This window comes from Hoeflea ulvae, from assembly GCF_026619435.1.
Taxonomy (GTDB): Bacteria; Pseudomonadota; Alphaproteobacteria; order Rhizobiales; family Rhizobiaceae; genus Hoeflea; species Hoeflea ulvae.
The window spans coordinates 1,746,246-1,765,166 of record NZ_JAOVZQ010000001.1 but is presented as its reverse complement, the minus strand read 5'-3'; the positions used below and the strand labels follow the sequence as shown (position 1 = coordinate 1,765,166).

The 18,921-nt window shown below is 63.0% G+C and carries 19 protein-coding genes and 1 pseudogene; 7 read left to right on the top strand and 13 right to left on the bottom strand.

From position 1 onward, the window contains the following. Nucleotides 1-68: 68 nt before the first annotated feature. A complete protein-coding gene (locus OEG82_RS08220) occupies nucleotides 69-1,433 on the top strand; it encodes a formimidoylglutamate deiminase (protein WP_267611941.1) in 1,365 nt (454 codons plus the stop codon). Beyond that, the gene (locus OEG82_RS08215) at nucleotides 1,430-2,131 is read left to right on the top strand and encodes a histidine utilization transcriptional repressor HutC (protein ID WP_267611940.1); all 702 of its coding nucleotides are present in this window, start codon (nucleotides 1,430-1,432) and stop codon (nucleotides 2,129-2,131) included. Before OEG82_RS08220 ends, OEG82_RS08215 begins: the two co-directional genes overlap by 4 nt. A 16-nt stretch (nucleotides 2,132-2,147) precedes the next feature. Here OEG82_RS08215 and OEG82_RS08210 read toward each other — a convergent pair whose 3' ends face one another. From OEG82_RS08210 to bcoG, 9 genes and pseudogenes are all read right to left on the bottom strand, one after another. After that, the gene (locus OEG82_RS08210) at nucleotides 2,148-2,930 is read right to left on the bottom strand and encodes a carnitinyl-CoA dehydratase (protein WP_267611939.1); all 783 of its coding nucleotides are present in this window, start codon (nucleotides 2,928-2,930) and stop codon (nucleotides 2,148-2,150) included. Then, the gene (locus OEG82_RS08205; protein ID WP_267611938.1) at nucleotides 2,927-4,999 is read right to left on the bottom strand and encodes an acetate--CoA ligase family protein; all 2,073 of its coding nucleotides are present in this window, start codon (nucleotides 4,997-4,999) and stop codon (nucleotides 2,927-2,929) included. The genes OEG82_RS08210 and OEG82_RS08205 overlap by 4 nt, the downstream gene beginning before the upstream one ends. Continuing rightward, nucleotides 4,996-5,283, bottom strand: a complete 288-nt coding sequence (locus tag OEG82_RS08200) for an Rdx family protein (protein ID WP_267611937.1) — start codon at nucleotides 5,281-5,283, stop codon at nucleotides 4,996-4,998. Before OEG82_RS08200 ends, OEG82_RS08205 begins: the two co-directional genes overlap by 4 nt. A 32-nt stretch (nucleotides 5,284-5,315) precedes the next feature. Continuing rightward, nucleotides 5,316-5,750 carry an acyl-CoA dehydrogenase family protein gene (locus OEG82_RS24310; protein WP_425497635.1) on the bottom strand — a complete coding sequence of 145 codons (435 nt, stop codon included), beginning with the start codon at nucleotides 5,748-5,750 and terminating at the stop codon, nucleotides 5,316-5,318. Then, nucleotides 5,704-6,450, bottom strand: a pseudogene (locus OEG82_RS24305) (acyl-CoA dehydrogenase family protein); the annotation flags it as partial. The gene OEG82_RS24310 and the pseudogene OEG82_RS24305, both read right to left, overlap by 47 nt. Before the next feature lie 34 nt (nucleotides 6,451-6,484). Further along, nucleotides 6,485-7,246 (bottom strand): SDR family oxidoreductase, encoded by a 762-nt coding sequence (locus OEG82_RS08190; protein WP_267611936.1) that lies wholly within the window; start codon nucleotides 7,244-7,246, stop codon nucleotides 6,485-6,487. A gap of 3 nt (nucleotides 7,247-7,249) precedes the next feature. After that, nucleotides 7,250-8,683 carry a carnitine 3-dehydrogenase gene (locus tag OEG82_RS08185; RefSeq protein ID WP_267611935.1) on the bottom strand — a complete coding sequence of 478 codons (1,434 nt, stop codon included), beginning with the start codon at nucleotides 8,681-8,683 and terminating at the stop codon, nucleotides 7,250-7,252. Further along, nucleotides 8,680-9,300, bottom strand: a complete 621-nt coding sequence (locus tag OEG82_RS08180; RefSeq protein ID WP_267611934.1) for an HD domain-containing protein — start codon at nucleotides 9,298-9,300, stop codon at nucleotides 8,680-8,682. Before OEG82_RS08180 ends, OEG82_RS08185 begins: the two co-directional genes overlap by 4 nt. 20 nt (nucleotides 9,301-9,320) lie before the next feature. Then, nucleotides 9,321-10,238 carry a 3-dehydrocarnitine:acetyl-CoA trimethylamine transferase BcoG gene (gene bcoG / locus OEG82_RS08175; protein WP_267611933.1) on the bottom strand — a complete coding sequence of 306 codons (918 nt, stop codon included), beginning with the start codon at nucleotides 10,236-10,238 and terminating at the stop codon, nucleotides 9,321-9,323. A gap of 77 nt (nucleotides 10,239-10,315) precedes the next feature. Between bcoG and OEG82_RS08170 the strand changes: the two genes are divergently transcribed. Next, nucleotides 10,316-11,308: a GlxA family transcriptional regulator gene (locus OEG82_RS08170; protein ID WP_267611932.1), complete on the top strand. Its 993-nt coding sequence runs from the start codon at nucleotides 10,316-10,318 to the stop codon at nucleotides 11,306-11,308. An 11-nt stretch (nucleotides 11,309-11,319) separates the two neighbouring features. Here OEG82_RS08170 and OEG82_RS08165 read toward each other — a convergent pair whose 3' ends face one another. The 4 genes from OEG82_RS08165 to OEG82_RS08150 form a co-directional block, all read right to left on the bottom strand. Beyond that, a complete protein-coding gene (locus OEG82_RS08165; protein WP_267611931.1) occupies nucleotides 11,320-12,102 on the bottom strand; it encodes an ABC transporter permease in 783 nt (260 codons plus the stop codon). Beyond that, entirely contained in the window at nucleotides 12,102-12,833 is a 732-nt protein-coding gene (locus OEG82_RS08160; RefSeq protein WP_267611930.1) for an ABC transporter permease, read from the bottom strand. Before OEG82_RS08160 ends, OEG82_RS08165 begins: the two co-directional genes overlap by 1 nt. 74 nt (nucleotides 12,834-12,907) lie before the next feature. Continuing rightward, a complete protein-coding gene (locus OEG82_RS08155; RefSeq protein WP_267611929.1) occupies nucleotides 12,908-13,678 on the bottom strand; it encodes a transporter substrate-binding domain-containing protein in 771 nt (256 codons plus the stop codon). A 60-nt stretch (nucleotides 13,679-13,738) separates the two neighbouring features. Then, entirely contained in the window at nucleotides 13,739-14,545 is an 807-nt protein-coding gene (locus tag OEG82_RS08150; protein ID WP_267611928.1) for an ABC transporter ATP-binding protein, read from the bottom strand. 113 nt (nucleotides 14,546-14,658) lie between these two features. Here OEG82_RS08150 and OEG82_RS08145 point away from each other — a divergent pair, with 113 nt between their 5' ends. From OEG82_RS08145 to OEG82_RS08130, 4 genes are read left to right on the top strand one after another with little or no spacing between them, the layout of a single operon-like run. Continuing rightward, nucleotides 14,659-15,528 carry a dimethylarginine dimethylaminohydrolase family protein gene (locus tag OEG82_RS08145; RefSeq protein WP_267611927.1) on the top strand — a complete coding sequence of 290 codons (870 nt, stop codon included), beginning with the start codon at nucleotides 14,659-14,661 and terminating at the stop codon, nucleotides 15,526-15,528. Then, nucleotides 15,525-16,154 carry a TetR/AcrR family transcriptional regulator gene (locus tag OEG82_RS08140; protein WP_267611926.1) on the top strand — a complete coding sequence of 210 codons (630 nt, stop codon included), beginning with the start codon at nucleotides 15,525-15,527 and terminating at the stop codon, nucleotides 16,152-16,154. The genes OEG82_RS08145 and OEG82_RS08140 overlap by 4 nt, the downstream gene beginning before the upstream one ends. A 4-nt stretch (nucleotides 16,155-16,158) precedes the next feature. Further along, nucleotides 16,159-17,322: a pyridoxal phosphate-dependent aminotransferase gene (locus OEG82_RS08135; RefSeq protein WP_267611925.1), complete on the top strand. Its 1,164-nt coding sequence runs from the start codon at nucleotides 16,159-16,161 to the stop codon at nucleotides 17,320-17,322. After that, entirely contained in the window at nucleotides 17,322-18,914 is a 1,593-nt protein-coding gene (locus tag OEG82_RS08130; protein ID WP_267611924.1) for a 5-guanidino-2-oxopentanoate decarboxylase, read from the top strand. The genes OEG82_RS08135 and OEG82_RS08130 overlap by 1 nt, the downstream gene beginning before the upstream one ends. The last annotated feature ends 7 nt before the right edge of the window (nucleotides 18,915-18,921 follow it).

The following is an 18,921-nucleotide window of genomic DNA, read 5'->3' as shown; positions in this document are numbered from 1 at the left end:
GCCGTTGTTATGTCCGCATGATTGGACTATAAGTATATACATAAAAACCTGTCAAGAGGCGTGACACAATGGCGATTGTTTGGGCGGAAAAAGCGCTGCTGGAGAGCGGCTGGGCCGAAAATGTGCAAATCGAGATAGGCCGGAGCGGCCTGATCGAAACGATCCGGACCGACCAGCCCGCGGAGGGCCACCGGACCGGCGTGCTGCTGCCAGCACCTGCCAATTGCCACAGCCACGCCTTTCAGCGCGCCATGGCCGGCCTTACCGAAAAGCGCGGGCCCGATGCATCGGATTCGTTCTGGACCTGGCGGCAATTGATGTTCCGCTTTCTCGATCGGCTGACGCCTGAAAATGTCGAGGCCATCGCCGCTTTCGTGCAGATGGAAATGCTCGAGGCCGGCTATTCGGCCAATGTCGAATTTCATTATCTGCACCATCAGCCCGGTGGCGTGCCTTACGACAATCTCGCCGAAATGGCTGAGCGGATCGCGGCGGCCAGCGCTGCCACCGGCATGGGGCTGACGCTGCTGCCGGTGCATTACCAATATGGCGGCTCAGACAAGCGGGCGCTTGGCCCGGGACAGATCCGTTTCGGCAACACACTCGACACCTATGCCGAGCTGCACGCCCGGTCGGCGGAAGCCATCGCCCGCCTGCCCGCTGACAGCCGCATCGGCGTGGCGCCGCACAGCCTGCGCGCCGTCGCCCCCGAAGACCTTGTTCATCATGCAAAACTGGCTGGCGACAATCCCTTGCACATGCATCTGGCCGAGCAGATTGCCGAAGTCGAGGAGATCGAAGCGGCCCATGGCAAGCGGCCCGTGGAACTGGTGCTCGACACGATGGAACTCAGTGACCGGCGCTGTTTCATCCATTGCACCCAGATGCTGGCCCACGAGACCGAAGGCCTGGCCCGCAGCGGCGCCATTGCCGGGCTTTGCCCGATCACCGAATCCAGCCTCGGCGACGGTATCTTTGACGGTGTGCGCTGGTTCGACAATGGCGGCGCGATAGCCGTCGGGTCGGATTCCAACATCCGCATCTCGTTGTCGGAGGAACTCAGGACGCTCGACTATTCGCAACGGCTGCGCGATCACTCGCGCGCGGCGCTGGCGACACCGGACAAATCAACTGGACGGCGGCTGTTCGACGCGATCAATGCCGGCGGCTCAAAAGCGTCCGCGCGCAACAATGGCGTGCTGGCTGTCGGCAAGCTTGCCGACATGATGGCGCTCGATCCGGGCTCGGTTGATCTGATCGGCAGAACCGGCGACACCATCTTCGATTGCTATATATTCGCCGGAGATGACCGCATGGTAGGAGATGTCTGGTCGGCGGGGCGTCACATGGTGACGGGCGGAAAACACATCAAACGGGAGGCCATCGTCTCAGCCTATGCGAAGACGATGAAGGAGCTTGGAGAGGCCATTTGAGCGGAGGAGAATTCAACAGCTGGCAGACGGTACAGGCGGAGGTGCTGCGCCGGATCAATGCCCGCGAATGGAAGCCGGGAGACTTCATTCCGAACGAGGCGGAGCTGTCGGTCGAATTCGGCTGCGCCCGGGCGACGGTCAACCGGGCGCTGCGCGCGCTTGCCGATACCGGCCTGCTCGACCGGCGCCGCAAGGCCGGCACCCGGGTGGCGCTCAACCCGGTGCGCAAGGCCACGCTCGACATTCCGGTGATCCGCTACGAGATCGAGGGCAAGGGCCAGACCTACCGCCACACGGTGCTGTCCCAGGAGCGCGCCGTGCCGCCTTCGGGCATCCGCGCCCGCATGCAGATCGAGCCCGGGATCAAGCTGATCCACCTGGTGACGCTGCACCTGGCCGACGGCAAGCCCTATGTGTTCGGCGACCGCTGGATCAACCCGGAAGCCGTGCCCGGCATCGAGTCGGCCGATCTCACCGTCAAGAGCGCCAATGAATGGCTGGTGGCCAATATCCCCTTCGAGGGCGGCGACTTCTCGTTTTCGGCAATGACGGCCGGCAAACGCGAAGCGGAAATCCTTGCCTGCAGGGAAGGCGAAGGCCTGTTCGTGATCGACCGCAGCACCTGGAACGATGGGCTGGTGATCACCTCGGTGCGGCTGACCTTTGCGCCGGGCTACCAGATGCACACCAAGATCTGAGCTGCAGCACCCTGCCCTATCTGCCTTTCCAAACCGGATCGCGCTTTTCGGAGAAGGCGCGGAAGCCTTCCATGTTGTCGTCCGAGCCATAGAGCGTGTCGACGGTGCGGAGTTGCCGCTTGGTCACCTTGTTCATGGTGTCCTGGAATTTCTCGCCCTCGGCCTCGCGCACCACTTCCTTGATCGCGGCAAAGACCAGCGGCGGGCCGGAGGCGAGCAGCTCGGCCATTTCCCAGGCCTTGGCCATCAGCTCATCACCCTTGTGAATGTGATTGACGAAGCCCCAGCGGTGCGCTTCCCCAGCATCGAGCCAGCGGCCGGTGAACAGCATTTCCATGGCAATGTGATAGGGAATGCGCTTGGGCAGCTTGATCGAGGCCGCATCGGCCACGGTGCCGGAGCGGATCTCGGGCAATGCGAAACTGGCGTGATCCGCGGCCAGGATGATGTCGCAGGAGAGCGCGATCTCGAGCCCGCCGCCACAGCAGATGCCGTTGACCGCGCAGATCACCGGCTTGTTCATGTGCGGCAGTTCCTGCAGCCCGCCAAAGCCGCCGACACCGTAATCACCATCGACCGCGTCGCCATCGGCGGCGGCCTTGAGATCCCAGCCGGGACAGAAGAATTTTTCGCCGGCGCCGGTAAGGATCGCCACCCGCAGATCCGGATTGTCGCGAAAATCGCGGAACACCTCGCCGAGGATCCGGCTGGTTGCCAGATCGACAGCATTGGCCTTGGGCCGGTCGAGCGTGACTTCCAGCACGTGGCCGACGATTCTGGTTCTGACAGGTCCGGTCATGGCGTGGTTTCCTTGTTGTGTTCAGCATCATTGAGACGGATCAGCGCGTCGACGGCGATGGCATCGCCTGCGCGGGCGATCAGCGGATTGACTTCGAGTTCCACCAGCCGTCCGGCAAGGGCTTCAGCATAGGCACAAATGGCCAGCACCGCATCGGTGAGTGCGCCCATGTCGGCTGCGGGTTTGCCGCGATAGCCTTCGAGCAGCCGGCCGATCTTGAGGCGTTTCAGTGCCGTTTCGATATCGGTGCGGGTGGCGGGCAGCAGCAGGCTCACGGTATCGGCGAGCAATTCGGTCAGCACGCCGCCGGCGCCGAGTGTGAGCAGGAAGGTGCCGGTGGGGTCGCGGGTGATGCCGACGAGCAGTTCGGCAATGCCGCCCACCGCCATTTCCTCGACCAGAAATTCGGGCGTCGCGGCCTGCATTTTTTTCGCTTCGTCAATCAGGCTCGGTTCGTCGCAGATATTGAGAGCAACCAGACCGGCTTCGCTCTTGTGCGCCAGCCCGACCCCTTTGAGAACGACCGGGAATGACAGCGCGGCCATTTCCTCGAGCATCTCGTCGATGGAGCGCACCTCGAATGACCGCGGAATTCTCAGGCCGAATTCGGAAAGCGCGTCCTTCGATGCGGCTTCGCTGAGAATTGACGATGACCCGACGGCGCCGCTTGCCAGCAGCAAAGGTGCCGGTTCAGTTGTCTCAAACCGCCCGGCGGCAATGGCAGCAGCGATTGCGGCAATGCCTTCGCCCATGCCGTGAAGCACCGCGACACCGCCATCCATGAATTCACGGGTGAAATGATCCGACATGTTTTCGGGCAGGCTGGCAAGCACTGCAACGCGAGCGCCGGTGCCTGCCTTTGCGGCGATGATGGCGTCGACGGCGCATTGATAGCCGGATGGATCGCAGCGATCGGCGCGCGGCATATCCAGAATGAAGACGGTGAGATCAAAGCTCTCGGCCATGACGGTCGAAAACACCCGGGTCATGCGCGGCACGTCGCCCCAGATGAAGGTGTGATAGTCGAGCGGGTTGGCGATGGTGACGATGGGACCGAGTTCGGCTTTCAATGCCGCGCGCTGGGGTGCGGCAAATTCGCTGAACTCGAGGCTGGATCCGCCGCTCAGATCAGCCATCAGGCTGGCCTCGCCACCGGAACAGCTGACCGAGCAGACCGATGCGCCGGGGAGCGGCCCCAGGGTGTGGAGAAGCTTGAGCGTTTCAAGAAACACAGCGATGGTCTCGACCTCGATGATGCCCAGCCGTGTGAGCAGCGCCGACCCCGCCGCGGCATTGCCTGCCAGCGAAGCGGTATGGGTCATGGTGGCGGCGCGGGCCTTGTCGGAGCGGCCGATCTTGATGGCTATGACCGGCTTGCCTTTAAGCCGCGCCTTGGCAGCAAAGGTTTCGAGCGCGCGGATATCGCCAAAGCCTTCGAGATAGAGCCCGATTGCCGTGACACGATCATCCTCGAGCAGGGCTGCGGCGATGTCGCTGGCCCCAGTCTGGGCCTGGTTGCCGGCGGCGATCACATAGGCGATCGGCACACCGCGGGCCTGCATGGTCATATTGATGGCAATATTGGACGACTGGGCGACGATGGCCACGCCGGTTTCGACCGGCATCCCGCCGTGCTGATCCGGCCACAGCGTGACATTGTCGAGATAGTTGATCAGCCCGTAGCAATTGGGCCCGAGAATTGGCATGTCGCCTGCAGCCTTGATCAACCGCGCCTGTAGATCCGCGCCGCCGGCTGTTTCAGTTTCACTTTCGAGAAAACCGGAGGCAAAGCAGGTCGCCCCACCTGCCCCCATGGCGCTCAAGCGTTCGACAACCTCGATGGTCGCATCGCGGTTGACGCCGATGAAGCTGGCGTCGGGCGCACCCGGCAGTTCATCGATGGAGGCCAGGCACGGCACGCCGAGAATGTCGGCGCGCTTCGGGTTGACCGGCCAGATCTCGCCGTCAAAGCCGGACTTCTTCAATTGCGCCACGACATTGACGGCCCAGCCGCCGCCAAACAGCGCGATGGACTTCGGCCTCAGCAGGCGGGAGAGGTCGGGCGTCATTCGTCGATCTTTGATGGCTCGACATGGCCGAGATCGCGCTCGGGATCGATCCGGTCACGCACCCGGCCCTTGAGCGCCTTGACATCGGGAAAGCCGCCATCGCGCTTGCGCTCCCAGATCAGCTCACCGTCAACTTCGATGGTGAAAATGCCGCCGGTGCCGGGCACGAGCGTGACCGAGCCCAGCTCTTCGGAGAAGGTCGAGAGCAGTTCCTGGGCCATCCAGCCGGCGCGCAGCATCCAGTTGCACTGGCGGCAATAGGTGATGGTGATCGACGGTTTCATGCCTGTGGCACTCCATTGTTTTGCATGATTGGCTAGGCTCCGAACGGACGCAGGAGCGAGCGCGAAATAATGTGGCGCTGGATCTCGGATGTGCCTTCCCAGATGCGCTCAATGCGGGCGTCGCGCCAGATGCGCTCGAGTGGCAGCTCGTCCATCAGCCCCATGCCGCCATGGATCTGGATTGCCTCGTCGGCGACCATGGCCAGCATTTCGGTGGCCTTGAGCTTGGCCATGGCCATGTCGGCGTCGGACGCCGTGCCCTGGTCGAATTTCCAGCCGGCTTCCATGATCATCAGCTCGGCGGCCTTCATTTCCATCGCCATGTCGGCGAGCTTGAACGAAACGCCACTGGAACTTGCCGATCGGCTGGCCAAACTGCTCGCGTGTCGCAGCCCACTCGACCGAATGCTGGAAAGCGCGATCGGCGCGGCCAAGGCATGTCGCGCCGACTTGCAGCCGGGTCGCACCCAGCCAGGTGTTGGCGACCTCGAAGCCCTTGTGAACTTCGCCGAGCACGTTTTCCGCCGGGATGCGGCAATTGTCGAATTCGAGGACGGCATTGGTGTAACCGCGATGCGAAACATTGCGGTAGCCGTCGCGAACCGCGTAGCCCGGCGTGTCCTTGTCAACGAAGAAAGCGGTGATCAGCTTCTTCTTGCCGCGCGGGGTGTCCTCCTCACCGGTGGCCATGAAGGCGATGGTGAAATCGGCGATATCGGCATGGGAGATGAAGTGCTTGGTGCCGTTGAGCACCCAGTCCGACCCGTCCTGTTTGGCGCTGGCCTTCATGCCGCGCAGATCGGAGCCGGCACCGGGCTCGGTCATGGCCAGGCAGTCCCATTTCTCGCCGCGCACGCAGGGATCGAGATATCTGGCGCGCTGATCAGGTGTTCCGGCGCAGAGGATGTTGGAGGGGCGTGCGACGCAGGTCCAGTGCAGCGCGTAATTCGCGCGGCCCAGTTCCTTCTCGTAAAGCAGCCAGGTTGGTGTATCGAGGCCGGCACCACCGAACTCTTCGGGGATGTTGGCGGCGTAGAGGCCTGCGGCGATCGCCTTTTGCTGGATCTCGCGGACAAGATCCATATCCAGATGGCCTGTGCGTTCAACCTCGGCCTCGTGCGGATAGAGTTCATTCTCGACGAAGGCCCGCGTGGTCTCGACGATCATCTCCTGTTCCTGGGTCAGTCCGAAATCCATGTGCTTATACCTTCGGGTCGGGGTTTTCAGTATGGCCGTCAACCGGGATCACCTGGCCGGAGACCAGCCGCGCGCCCTCTGACGCAAGAAAGACGGCCATGTTGGCAACGTCCTGGGCCGTGACGAAGGAGCGCATCGAGACGCCCGCCTCGTAGCCCGCCCGGATCAATTCCGGCGTCGTGCCCTTGGCCCCGGCCTCGCGTTCGATCACGCCGTCAATGCGCGGGCCTTCAACGCATCCCGGCGCGATCGCATTGGCGCGGATGCCGTAGGGACCGAGTTCCATGGCAAGGGTCTTCATTAGTCCGATCTCCGCCCATTTTGCCGATGCATAAGGTGACCGGTTGGGAAATCCGTTGATGCCCGCATTGGAAGACGTGATCAGGATCACACCGGATTTCTGCGCCTTCATCATCGGCGCTGCATATTTGGCGGCCAGAAACGCGCCTTCCAGATTGACAGCGATGCAGCGGCGGAAATCCTCGATATCCACATCCTCGACCAGAGCCGTCGGACCGGCAATACCGGCATTGGAGCAGACCACGTCGATGCCGCCCCACTCGTCTGAGATGCGCGCGAACACCGCCCGCATGTGCTCAGGATCGCTGGCGTCGCCCGTCATCTTCAGCCAGCTGCCGGGGCAACCGTCCAGAGCAACCTGATCCATGTCTGTCACAAGCACCCGCGCGCCGTCAGCAGCAAAAGTCTCGGCCATGGCCTTGCCGATGCCAGATCCGCCGCCGGTGATGAGAACCCGCTTGCCCATTCTCTAGTCCCGCATGCTGGCAGGTTTTGGTAATTTCGACTGGGCTTCGCCGAGCGCAGTGATCCTGGTCAGAACCTCGCCTTCGGGCTCGCAAGTGCGGCGGGTTTCGAGCGAGACATGGAGCAGAAGCTGATTGCAGGTCGCCAGCAATTCGCCATCAGCGGTCCGCATCATCTCGTGATAGAGCCGCAGCTTCTTGCCACGGGCCTCGAGCACCTGGGTGCGGACGTGGATGACATCGCCCAGATGGGTCTCGCTCAGATAGCCGATCTCGTTGGAGACGGTGAAATAGGACAGGCCGCCTGCGATGTAGTCGGGATCAGCGCCGACCATCTGCATGACCACGTCTCCGGCATCGGAAAACACCTGGCCGTAACGGCTTTCGTTCATGTGGCCGTTGTAATCCATCCAGTCGATCGGAATGACACGCTCCAAGGTGGTGAACGGCGCATCGACGTCGGTTGGCAGCGACGGCTTGATGCGCGCGTCCTGCTGGTTGAGCAGTTCGCCGGCACCCCAGTTGCGGCCCTTGAGCGCCCGCATCATGGCGACCAGATTGTCGTCGCGGATGCGCTCAAGTTCACGGATCGAATGCATGCCTGACTGCGCGTCCGACTGATCGGCGATCATGTTGGTGAGTTCTTCGGTCAGCTCCGGCACATCCATCAGCTTGGTCCAGGGCCAGGAGAGGCACGGGCCGAACTGGGCGATGAAATGGCGCATGCCCGCCTCACCGCCAGCGATGCGGTAGGTCTCGAACAGGCCCATCTGCGCCCAGCGCATGCCGAAGCCATAGCGGATGACATCGTCGATTTCCTGGGTGGTGGCGACGCCGTCCTTGATCAGCCACAGCGCCTCGCGCCAGACGGCTTCGAGGAACCGGTCGGCTATGTGGGCGTCGATTTCCTTGCGCACGATCAGCGGCTTCATGCCGATGTTTTCGAGCACCTCTTTGGCGCGCTCGACAGTTTCCTGAACTCCGACAAGCTCGATCACCGGCAGCAGATAGACCGGGTTGAAAGGATGGGCGACGAAGATCTGTTCCGGCCTGGCTGCGCCCTGCTGCAGTTCGGACGGCTTGAAGCCGGAGGTGGACGAGCCGATCAGCGCATCCTCGCGGCAATGGGCCTGGATTTCGGCAAACACGGCGTGCTTAATGTCGAGGCGTTCGGGTGCGCTTTCCTGGATCCAGTCGGCGTCTGCCACAGCTTCTGCAAGCGATGTGGCAAAGCTCAGCTTGCCTTCTTTAGGGACGGTCACATCCGACAGCGCGGGCAAGGATCGCCGCGCATTGGCAAGCACTTCACCGACCTTGCGCTCGGCCTCCGGATCGGGATCGGAGACGATCACGTCCCAGCCGTTGAGAAGAAAGCGCGCGGCCCAGCCGCCGCCGATGACACCACCACCGATGATGGCGGCTTTCATAGGATTGCTCATGTGTTTCGCTCTTTGGCAATTGTTGGATCGGTCAGTTCAACGCGCTCGCCGGCGCGGATCACCGCGGGATCGTAGGCTTTGCGGGCAAAGACCTGCTCGACCTGATCGCGGAAGAACTCGATGCCTTCATGCGGATAGTCGGGGTCGAAACTGTTCTGATCCCAACGTTCGCAGAAAGTGGCGCAATCATCGTAATAGGCATGGCCCTTGTAGGCATCGCGCGAATGCGGATTACCGCCGACATGGTGGGCATAATAGAGTTTCTGGAAGTCGCCGTGCTTTTCGACCACCCAGGCGCATTGCTCGCGCACGAAGGGTTTCAGGATAGTGGCTGCATACTCATCGTGATTGTAGGGCGCGTAGATATCGCCGATGTCATGCAGCAGGGCCGAGACCACCCAATCGGTATCAGCGCCATCGCGCCAGGCGCGCGTGGCGGCCTGCAACGAATGTCCCAGCCGCGTGACCTGGTAGCCCGACAGGCTCTTGTCGAGATCAACCATCGCTGCCAGAAGCCGCTCGCCGGTCTTGGCGGCATAGTCGATTTCATGCCCGATGAGGAACTCATAGTCCTCCCGGTCGCCATCCTTCATCGCGGTAAACTTGACCTTCTCCATGTCACCCTCCCCCTTAGAGACTATGCCGATGCCGGCGCCCGCTTGGTGAGATTGAGACGCTCACGCACCGCCTGCGGGCCGATGACCCGGGCGCCCATATTCTCGACGATTGTCGCAGCACGCTCGACCAGCTGTGCATTGGTGGCAAGTTGTCCCTTGCCGAGCCAGAGATTGTCTTCAAGACCAACGCGGACATTGCCTCCGGCCAGCACGGAGGCTGCGACATAGGCCATCTGGTTGCGGCCCAGCGCGAAGGCCGACCAGTTCCAGTCGTCAGGTACGTTGTTGACCATCGCCATGAAGGTGTTGAGGTCGTCGGGTGCGCCCCGGGGAACGCCCATGCACAGCTGCACCAACGCGTCGGGTGCGAGCACGCCTTCCTTGACCAGTTCCTTTGCAAACCAGAGATGGCCGGTGTCGAAGGCCTCGATCTCCGGCTTGACGCCAAGCTGGGTCATCATGCCGCCCATGGCACGCAGCATGCCAGGGGTGTTGGTCATGACGTAATCGGCCTCGGCGAAATTCATGGTGCCGCAATCAAGCGTGCACATTTCGGGCAGGCATTCGAGAATGTGCTTCATCCGCTCGGATGCACCAACCATGTCGGTGCCCGCAGGGTTGAGCGGCAGCGGCCTTTCTGTCGGCCCGAAGGTGATGTCGCCGCCCATGCCTGCGGTCAGGTTGAGCACCACATCGACTTCGGCCTCGCGGATGCGTTCGGTGACTTCGCGGTAAAGCGCCACATCGCGGCGCGGGCTGCCGGTCTCGGGATCGCGAACATGGCAATGAACGATAGCAGCACCGGCCTTGGCGGCGTCAATGGCAGACTCGGCGATCTGCTTGGGCGAGCGCGGCACATGCGGGCTGCGGTCCTGGGTGGCGCCGGATCCGGTGACGGCGCAGGTGATGAAAACCTCGCGATTCATGGTCAGGGGCATGCGGTCGATCCTCCTCTTTGGTGTCTTGCAATGATGACTGGCTTGCGGGCGCACGTATTCCAATTTACGAAGTAAACATGACACAAAGCAAAGCGCTTGCCGGCTTATCGGATCTGCACCGGCCAATTACAGTCGATCTGCTGATCGTGCCGGGCTGTTCGCTGCTGACCGCGTCAAGCGCCGTCGAACCGCTCAGGGCCGCCAACAGGCAATCGGGCCGGACGGTGTTCAACTGGCGCTTCGTGTCAGTTGACGGCAAGGCGCCGGTGACCTCGTCGGGAATCGCCTGGCCGGTTTCCGCCAGGCATGACGCCACGACGCGCTGTGACGTGCTTGCGGTCCTCGCCGGCTTCGGCGCGGCACAAATGACCGACCGCAGGCTGACGGCCCATATCTACCGGGCGGCACGGCACGCAACCATCGTCATCGGCATTGAATCGGGCGCCTGGCTGCTGGCGCGCGCCGGGCTGCTCGACGAGCATCGCGCGGCAACCCATTGGGAGGATTTCGAGGAATTCGCCACCGCCTTCCCCCATGTCGATCTTCGTCCCGACCGCTATGTGATTGACGGACGTTTCATCACAACATCGGGCGCCTCGCCGACCTTTGACCTGATGGTGGATCTGGTGCGGCAGGTGCTCGGGCATCCGGCAGCACTTGATGTGGCGAGCAGCTTTGTTCACGACGATTTGCGCGCCGCCGGCGATGCGCAGGTCAATGTCACCCTGGGCGACACCAACCATGATCCGCGGCTGGTGCGCGCGATCCGGATCATGGAAACCCATATCGATGCGCCGGTCAGCATCGCCGCCATTGCCAAGCGGGTGTCGATGTCCGCGCGCGGCCTGGAGCAGTTGTTTGCCCGGCAGCTGGGGGAGACGCCGGGAGCCTATTTCCTTTCTTTGCGGCTTGCCGCGGCGCGGCGGCTGGTCAATGACACGCGGCTGACCATGACCGACATCGCCTCCAGGACCGGGTTTTCCTCCGCCCCGGCATTCTCGCGCGCCTTCAGCCGGCAATTCGGCGTCGCGCCGTCGCTCTACCGCAAGACCCGCTCCGAGACTGGATGAGGCATGCCTCTTCAGATATTCTTGACCGGCACCCGGGCTTCCAGCCAGCGGAAGGCGAGCACCAGAACCCCGGTCAGGATCATGTAGATCAGCGCCAGCAGCAGCAGCGGCTCATAGGTGAGATAGGTGTCCTGCCGGACACGCGAGATGATGGCGTAGACATCGACCACGGTGATGGTGGCGACCAGCGGCGTGGCCTTGAGCTGCAGCACGGTCTCGCCTGCGAGTGTCGGCAGCGCCCGGTGAATGGCGCGCGGCAGCCAGATGCGGCGGAACACGGTCAAGGGCGACATGCCATAGGCGCGACCAGCCTCGAGTTCGCCCTTGGGCACCCCGGCAAAGGCCCCGCGCATCACCTCGCCCTCATAGCCTGCGAAGGACATGGTGAGAGCAAGCACGCCATAGGGCCAGGCGGATCGGAGATAGGGCCAGACCCAGGACTGGCGGATCTCCGGCCAATAGGCAAACAGCGAGCCGAGCCCGTAATAGAGCAGCCACAATTGCAGAAGCAGCGGCGTGCCGCGGATCACAGTGCAGAAGGCGCGCGCCGGTCCGGACAGCCAGACAGGGCCTGCCGCCTGGGCCAGCCCCAAGGGCACCGCCAGCAGAAAACCCAGAACCGAAGTCAGGAACAACAGCCACAGCGTGGTTCCGACGCCGGTGACCAGTTTGCCGGAATAGCGTGGCAGCCAGTCCCAGCGCATGTTGAAGGCCGCAAACAGGATGATGGCAACGGCGATTGCCAGCAGCACCAAGCGGTGCGGTTCGTTCCAGCGTCTTGCTTGCGACTGCATCAGCGCACCGCCGGTATGCCGCGGCGGGCATGGCGTTCGATCCGGCGGATCGCGACATTGGAAAGCAGTGTCACCATCAGATAAAGCAGGCCCGCAGCGAAGAAGAAGGTGAAATAATGCTTGGTCGCGCCGCCGGCCTGGCGGGTGACCAGCGTCAGCTCGGCAACTCCGACCACGGCTAGAAGTGCCGTGTCCTTGGTGGCGATCAGCCAGAGATTGGAAAGCCCCGGCACGGCGTGCGGCAGCATGCCGGGCAGCGTGATGCGGCGCAGAACCTGCAGCGGCGACATGCCATAGGCGCGCGCCGCTTCGATTTCGCCATGCGGCACCGCCTTGAAGGCGCCGCGCAGCACTTCGGTCTGATAGGCGCCCTGCACCACGCCGATGACGAAGATGCCGGCGGCCAGACCGCTGATATCCATGCGCTCGGCGCCGATCAGCAGCAGCAACTGATTGAGGGCGTCGGTGCCGGCGTAATAGAGCAGCAGGATGAGAACCAGTTCCGGCACGGCGCGAACCAGCGTCGTGTAGACATCCAGCACGTCGCGCAGGATCGGACCGCCATAGAGCTTGCCGGTTGCGCCGCCGATGCCGATCAGGAAGCCGAGAATATAGCCGCCGACCGCGACCTGAAGCGAAATCGCCAGGCCCTTGAGCAGCACACCGCCCCAGCCCGGCGGATTCAGCGCCAGCAGCTCCCAGGCAGAAAGGCCTGTTACCCAGTCAAGCATCTGGAACGACCTTGCCGGCCCGGCGGAGTTTTCCCGCCGGACCGGTCAGAACGCATGGCGCCTCTTGTGGCATTCTACTGGCCGTAAATATCGAAGTCGAAATAGGCCTTGGAGAATTCGGCATAGGTTCCGTTGTCGCGAATGGCTGCGATCGCAGTGTTGAACTTGTCGCGCAATTCGTCGTCGCCCTTGCGCAGGCCGATGCCGACACCGGCGCCGAGAATTGCCGGATCGTCCTCAACCGCACCGACGATTTCGCAGCAGGTGTCGGATTTGACGAAGGCATCGAGCGCCAGAGAGTCGGCCATGACCGCGTCAACCCGGCCGGCCGCCAGATCCTGGTTGGCTTCGTCCTGGGTCTGGTATTCCTTGATCTCGGCAGCCACGTCACCGAAATGCGTGGTCATGTAGTCCTGGTGAATGGTGGAGACCTGAACCCCCAGGATCTTGCCTTCGAGGCCCGCGGCGTCAGGCGTGATGCCCGAGCCCTTGGAGGTCGCGATCACGGCCGGCGTGTTGTAATATTTGTCGGAGAAGGCGATCGACTTCATGCGCTCTTCGGTGATCGACATCGAGCCGATGATGGCATCGATCTTGTTGGACATCAGCGCAGGAATGATGCCGTCCCAGGCCACCGGCGTGACCACGCAGTCAAGCTTGGCTTCGGCGCAGACGGCGTTCATGAACTCAATCTCCCAGCCGGTCCAGTTGCCGGCTGCATCCGGCTCGGTGAAGGGCGGGTAAGGCTCGGCTGCGACGCCGACGCGAACGGTTTCAGCGGATGCGGCACTGGCCGCAAATGCCAGGCCCATAGCGGCGATGGCTGTAATAATCTTGGTCTTCATGGTTTCTCCCCTTTATGGAATTCAGGTTGTCAGTTTCGGGCTTTGCCCATGCGCCCCGGACTATTGAACTGTCGCGAGGAATTTTTGCAGACGCTCGGATTTGGGCGCGCTGTAGACGATATCCGGCGGGCCTTGCTCTTCGATCACCCCGTCCGCCAGGAACACCACCTGGTTGGCGACATCCCGGGCAAAATTCATTTCGTGGGTGACCAGCAGCATGGTGCGGCCTTCGCGGGCCAGATCGGCGATCACGGCCAGCACTTCCCCGACCAGCTCCGGATCGAGTGCGGAAGTCGGTTCGTCAAACAGCATGACTTCCGGTTCGACCGCCAAAGCCCGCGCGATGGCCGCGCGCTGCTGCTGACCGCCTGAGAGAAAGGCCGGATAGACATCACGCTTGTCGGACAGGCCGACGCGCTCGAGCAGAGTTTCCGCCCGGGCGATCGCCTCGTCGCGGGGCACGCCCATGACCTGCACGGGCGCTTCGATGACATTGCCCAGCACTGTCATGTGCTGCCACAGATTGAAGCTCTGAAACACCATGGCAAGGCGGGTGCGGATGCGGCGCAACTGTCCGGCACTGGCCGGTTTCAGGCCGCCGCGCCCGTCGGGCTGCATCTCGATGGTTTCGCCCTTGATGCTGATGGCACCCCGGGTCGGCAATTCGAGCATGTTGATGCAGCGAAGCAGGGTCGACTTGCCCGATCCGGATCCGCCGATGATGGCAACCACATCTCCGGTGTTGGCCGTCAGCGAGACACCCTTGAGGACTTCAAGCTCGCCAAAGGTCTTGTGCAGATCGGACACCTCTACAGCGGGCGCTGTGTCGGTGGCACCTGTTTTTGCAGCGATGTGTGGACTGCCCATGCGTTCCCTTTTGTTGCCTCGTCTGTCGCGAAGTTGGCCGATGGTGACCCTTGCGCGCTAATTAATCAAGTGTATAATTTCACAAAATGCACTTCACCCGAACGGACCCAGACATGACATACGGATCTCAATCCATGACCGCCCCGCTCAAACGGGTTGCCATGCGCAAGCCCGGCCGGAGCCTGCTTTCGGCCAAAGCTGCCGACTGGCATTACGGTCCCGGATTCGACGGCGCACGCGCCATTGAGCAGTTTGACGTCTTTGCAGATCTGGTCGCCTCCTGCGGCACCGAAATCATCTGGATCGAAGACACCGGCGACGGTCTTGCCGATGCCATGTTCACCCATGATCCGTCGCTGGTATCCGATCATGGCGCGATACTCCTGCGCATGGGCAAGCCCGGGCGCATGGCCGAGCCCGACCTACATGCGGTCAGCTATCAAGCGGCCGGCATTCCGGTCCTGGGCCGGATCGAGGCTCCGGGTGCGGTTGAAGGTGGCGATTGTGTCTGGGTCGACACAACAACGCTGGCGGTGGGCCGCGGCGTGCGGACCAATCAGGCCGGCATCGAGCAACTGGCGGCCATGCTTGCGCCGCACGGGGTCACGGTGCTGGGCTTCGATCTGCCGCTTGGCAATGGCGCCGATGCCTGCCTGCATCTGATGTCGGTGATCTCGCCGCTCGACGAGAAACTGGCACTGGTCTATGCGCCGATGCTTCCGGTCGCCTTCTGGCAACTGCTCAAGGATCGCGGCTATACCCTGCTTGAAGCCCCGGCGGACGAGTTTGCCGCCTCCTACGGCCTCAACCTCAATGTGCTGCCGCTGGTGCCGGGCGACGTGCTGATGGTCGACGGGTTTCCCAAGACCCGCGCCCTGATGGAAAGCGCCAAATGCCGCGTGCGCGTGTTCAACGCCGATGCGCTGTGCATCCCATGTGAAGGCGGCCCCACCTGCCTCACCCGTCCGGTATGGCGGGAATGACGCGGCGGACATTTCATCATGAACCCGAAGCGGTGCGGCAGAAGGATCTGATTGCCGCAGCGCTCGACAGCATTGCCGAGCTGGGTCTTGCCGGAGCGACCGTGCGCGAAGTCGCTGCGCGCGCCGGCGTCACACCGGGGCTGATCCGGCGCTATTTCACCAACAAGGAACGCCTGATCGCGGCGGCCTACCGGTCCTTCATCGAGGACCTGACGGCGGCGGCCGAGGCCGGCTGCGGTAACGGATCGGCGCATTCACGACTTGCCGGCCTGATCCGCGCCAGCGTCACCGCGCCCGTGGCCGACGGCCGCACGCTGTCGATCTGGGCGGCCTTCATCGGCACGGTGAATTCGGATCCGGTGATGGCCGAGGCGCACCGCGAGGGCTACCAGACCTTTCGTGACCTGATTGAACGGCTGGTCGGCGAACTCATGACCGAGCGCGGCTCGCCGGCCTCCGCAGAGGACATCCGCAAGAAGGCGATCGTGCTCAATGCGCTGCTTGACGGTCTCTGGATTGAAATCTCCATGGGCGGCGATGAATTCGCGCGCTTCGACATCGTCCGGATCGCGCTCGATTCGGTGGCAATCCTGCTGGGCATCGACCCGGCGGAATTCAGGGAATAACCAAATGCATTATGCCGCAATCACAGATCGTCTGGCCCACACCGGCGGCGCCAAATGGGCCATTCACCAGCGCTGCCGCGAGATGAAGGCCGCAGGCGCCGACATCATCGAACTGACCATCGGCGAACCAGACCTGCCGCCGGATCCGCGGCTGTTCGAAATCTGCCATCAATCGATGCTGGCCGGGCGCACCGGCTATTCGAGCGGCCGCGGGGAACCCGCACTGCTGGAAGCAATCGCGGCCCGCTATGCAAAGCGGCGCGCCGGGGTGGACACCAACAATGTGCTGTGTTTTCCCGGCACCCAGACAGCGCTGTTTGCGACCATGATGGCCTTGACCGGTCCGGGCGACGGCGTGCTGGTCGGCGATCCGTTCTATGCCACCTATGAAGGCGTCATCGTTGCCAGCGGTGCGCACCGGCAATCGGTGCCGCTGAGGCCGGAGCACGGCTTCCGCATGACCGCCGAGGATCTTGAAGCCTCGATCACGCCGCACTCCCGCGTTCTGCTGCTCAATTCACCGCACAACCCGACCGGCGCGGTGCTCGAGGCCGGCGAGTTGGCGAAGATCGGTGCGGTCTGCAAAAAGCATGATCTCTGGATCGTGGCCGACGAGGTCTATGAAGAGCTGGTGTTTGACGGAGACTTTGCCTCGCCCTTCGACAATCCCGATCTTGCCGAGCGGGTCATCGCGGTCTCGTCGATTTCGAAGTCGCATGCAGCACCGGGCTTTCGCAGCGGTTGGGCTGTCGGACCGCACGAGTTTTGCGAGAAACTGCTGCCGTTTTCGGAAACCATGCTGTTTGGCAATCAGCCCTTCATCGCCGACATGACGGCGTTTGCGCTCACCTCCGACATGCAGACATCAGCGTTGATGCGCGAGTCCTACAAGCGGCGGTCCGGCGTTTTCGCCGACAGGCTCGAAAAGCTCGACGGCATCGTTCCTTTCCGCCCGCAGGCCGGCATGTTCATCGTGCTGGATGTATCCGGCACCGGCCTTGATGGCGAGACATTCGCCTGGCGCCTGCTCGAGGCCGGCGTCGCGGTGATGCCCGGATCGTCCTTCGGCGACAGTGGCGGCAAGCTGGTGCGGCTCAGCCTGACCGTGCCGGACGAGGCGGTGGAAGAAGCCTGCCGTCGCATCGCGCGCTTTGTGGGGACGATCTGATGCACGACCGGACGATCACTGTTGGCGAAGCCCTTGTCGTGATGCTGGAACAGGCGGGTGTCGACACCGTGTTTGGCATTCCCGGTGTGCACACCATCGAACTCTATCGCGGACTGGCTGACAGCGCGATCCGCCACGTGACGCCACGCCACGAACAGGGCGCGGGCTTCATGGCGGATGGCTATGCGCGGGTCACCGGGCGGCCGGGCGTGTGCATTGTCATCACCGGCCCGGGCCTGACCAACACGCTCACGGCCATGGCGCAGGCGCGCGCCGACAGCATTCCGATGCTGGTGATTTCCGGAGTCAACGCGACCGCGACACTCGGCAAGGGACGCGGCCATCTGCATGAACTCCCCGACCAGTCCGGACTTGTCAGCACCGTGGCGCTGCGATCCTTCACGCTCACCGATCCGGCCGAGCTGAGCGCTGTTCTCGAACAGGCTTTTGCCGTCATGACCGGCGGCCGCCCCGGCCCGGTGCATATCGAGATCCCCACCGACATCATGAAGCTGCCTGCCGGAAAGCAGAGCTTCACAATGCCGGAAAATCCGCGCCCGCACCCGTCGGCGGCGGATCTGGCGACGGCCCAGCGGCTGTGTACCGCGGCGAAAAATCCGGTGATCCTGATTGGTGGCGGCGCGGTTGCTCACCCGGCGGCTGTCCGGAATTTTGCGCAGGCGCTTGATGCGCCGGTGGTCAGCACCACCAATGCCCGCGGCATCATGGCGGGCCACGATCTCGATCTGCCTGCAAGCCCGAGCCTGGCCTGCGTCCGGGAATTGCTGATGGCAGCGGACCTGGTGCTGGCACTCGGGACCGAACTGGGGCCGACCGATTGCGACATGTATGAGGATGGCGGCTTCACGTTGCCCGAAAACCTGATCCGGGTCGATATCGACAGCGCCCAGCTGTCGCGCGGTCCAAAGCCCGCCTTGCCGGTCACGGCTGATCTCGGCGCATTCCTTGCCGACATGCTCACCACCAAGCAGACGTGGGCGCAGGAACCGTCCGGCGACGGGGCAAAGCGCAGCAAGGCTGTGCGAGACCTCGCCATGACCGAAATCGGCGAGGCCTATGGCAGCCATATCGATCTTTGCCACGAAATCTGGCGGGTGCTGCCGGACGCCACACTGGTCGGCGATTCCACCCAGCTGGTCTATGCCGGCAACATGTATGTCGAAGCGCCGCGGGCATCTGCCTGGTTCAATTCCGCCACCGGATTCGGCACCCTGGGCTATGCAGCCCCGGCCGCGATCGGTGCGGCGCTGGGCAATCCCGGCCGTCCCGCCGTGGCACTTCTGGGCGATGGCGGATTTCAGTTCACGCTGGCAGAACTCGGCAGCGCGCGCGACTGCAAGGCCGATGTGGCGTTCCTGGTCTGGAACAATTCCGGCTATATGGAAATCGAGACGTCGATGGTGTCAGCCGACATCGCCCCGATCGGCGTCACGCCTTCGGCGCCGGATTTTTCAGTTGTTGCCGGCGCCTATGGTCTGCCGTCACGCCGGGTGAGATCGCAAAATGAGCTGGTCGCGGCGCTCAAGGAACTGCCGCGTCCCTGCCTGATCGAATATCTCTATTCCCGTTGAACTGGCC

Coding starts and splice junctions, on each gene's coding strand:
- OEG82_RS08220 (WP_267611941.1), top strand. CDS start 69: ATGGCGATTGTTTGGGCGGAAAAAGCGCTGCTGGAGAGCGGCTGGGCC.
- OEG82_RS08210 (WP_267611939.1), bottom strand. CDS start 2,930: ATGACCGGACCTGTCAGAACCAGAATCGTCGGCCACGTGCTGGAAGTC.
- OEG82_RS08205 (WP_267611938.1), bottom strand. CDS start 4,999: ATGACGCCCGACCTCTCCCGCCTGCTGAGGCCGAAGTCCATCGCGCTG.
- OEG82_RS08200 (WP_267611937.1), bottom strand. CDS start 5,283: ATGAAACCGTCGATCACCATCACCTATTGCCGCCAGTGCAACTGGATG.
- OEG82_RS08190 (WP_267611936.1), bottom strand. CDS start 7,246: ATGGGCAAGCGGGTTCTCATCACCGGCGGCGGATCTGGCATCGGCAAG.
- OEG82_RS08185 (WP_267611935.1), bottom strand. CDS start 8,683: ATGAGCAATCCTATGAAAGCCGCCATCATCGGTGGTGGTGTCATCGGC.
- OEG82_RS08180 (WP_267611934.1), bottom strand. CDS start 9,300: ATGGAGAAGGTCAAGTTTACCGCGATGAAGGATGGCGACCGGGAGGAC.
- bcoG (WP_267611933.1), bottom strand. CDS start 10,238: ATGCCCCTGACCATGAATCGCGAGGTTTTCATCACCTGCGCCGTCACC.
- OEG82_RS08170 (WP_267611932.1), top strand. CDS start 10,316: ATGACACAAAGCAAAGCGCTTGCCGGCTTATCGGATCTGCACCGGCCA.
- OEG82_RS08165 (WP_267611931.1), bottom strand. CDS start 12,102: ATGCAGTCGCAAGCAAGACGCTGGAACGAACCGCACCGCTTGGTGCTG.
- OEG82_RS08160 (WP_267611930.1), bottom strand. CDS start 12,833: ATGCTTGACTGGGTAACAGGCCTTTCTGCCTGGGAGCTGCTGGCGCTG.
- OEG82_RS08155 (WP_267611929.1), bottom strand. CDS start 13,678: ATGAAGACCAAGATTATTACAGCCATCGCCGCTATGGGCCTGGCATTT.
- OEG82_RS08150 (WP_267611928.1), bottom strand. CDS start 14,545: ATGGGCAGTCCACACATCGCTGCAAAAACAGGTGCCACCGACACAGCG.
- OEG82_RS08145 (WP_267611927.1), top strand. CDS start 14,659: ATGACATACGGATCTCAATCCATGACCGCCCCGCTCAAACGGGTTGCC.
- OEG82_RS08140 (WP_267611926.1), top strand. CDS start 15,525: ATGACGCGGCGGACATTTCATCATGAACCCGAAGCGGTGCGGCAGAAG.
- OEG82_RS08135 (WP_267611925.1), top strand. CDS start 16,159: ATGCATTATGCCGCAATCACAGATCGTCTGGCCCACACCGGCGGCGCC.
- OEG82_RS08130 (WP_267611924.1), top strand. CDS start 17,322: ATGCACGACCGGACGATCACTGTTGGCGAAGCCCTTGTCGTGATGCTG.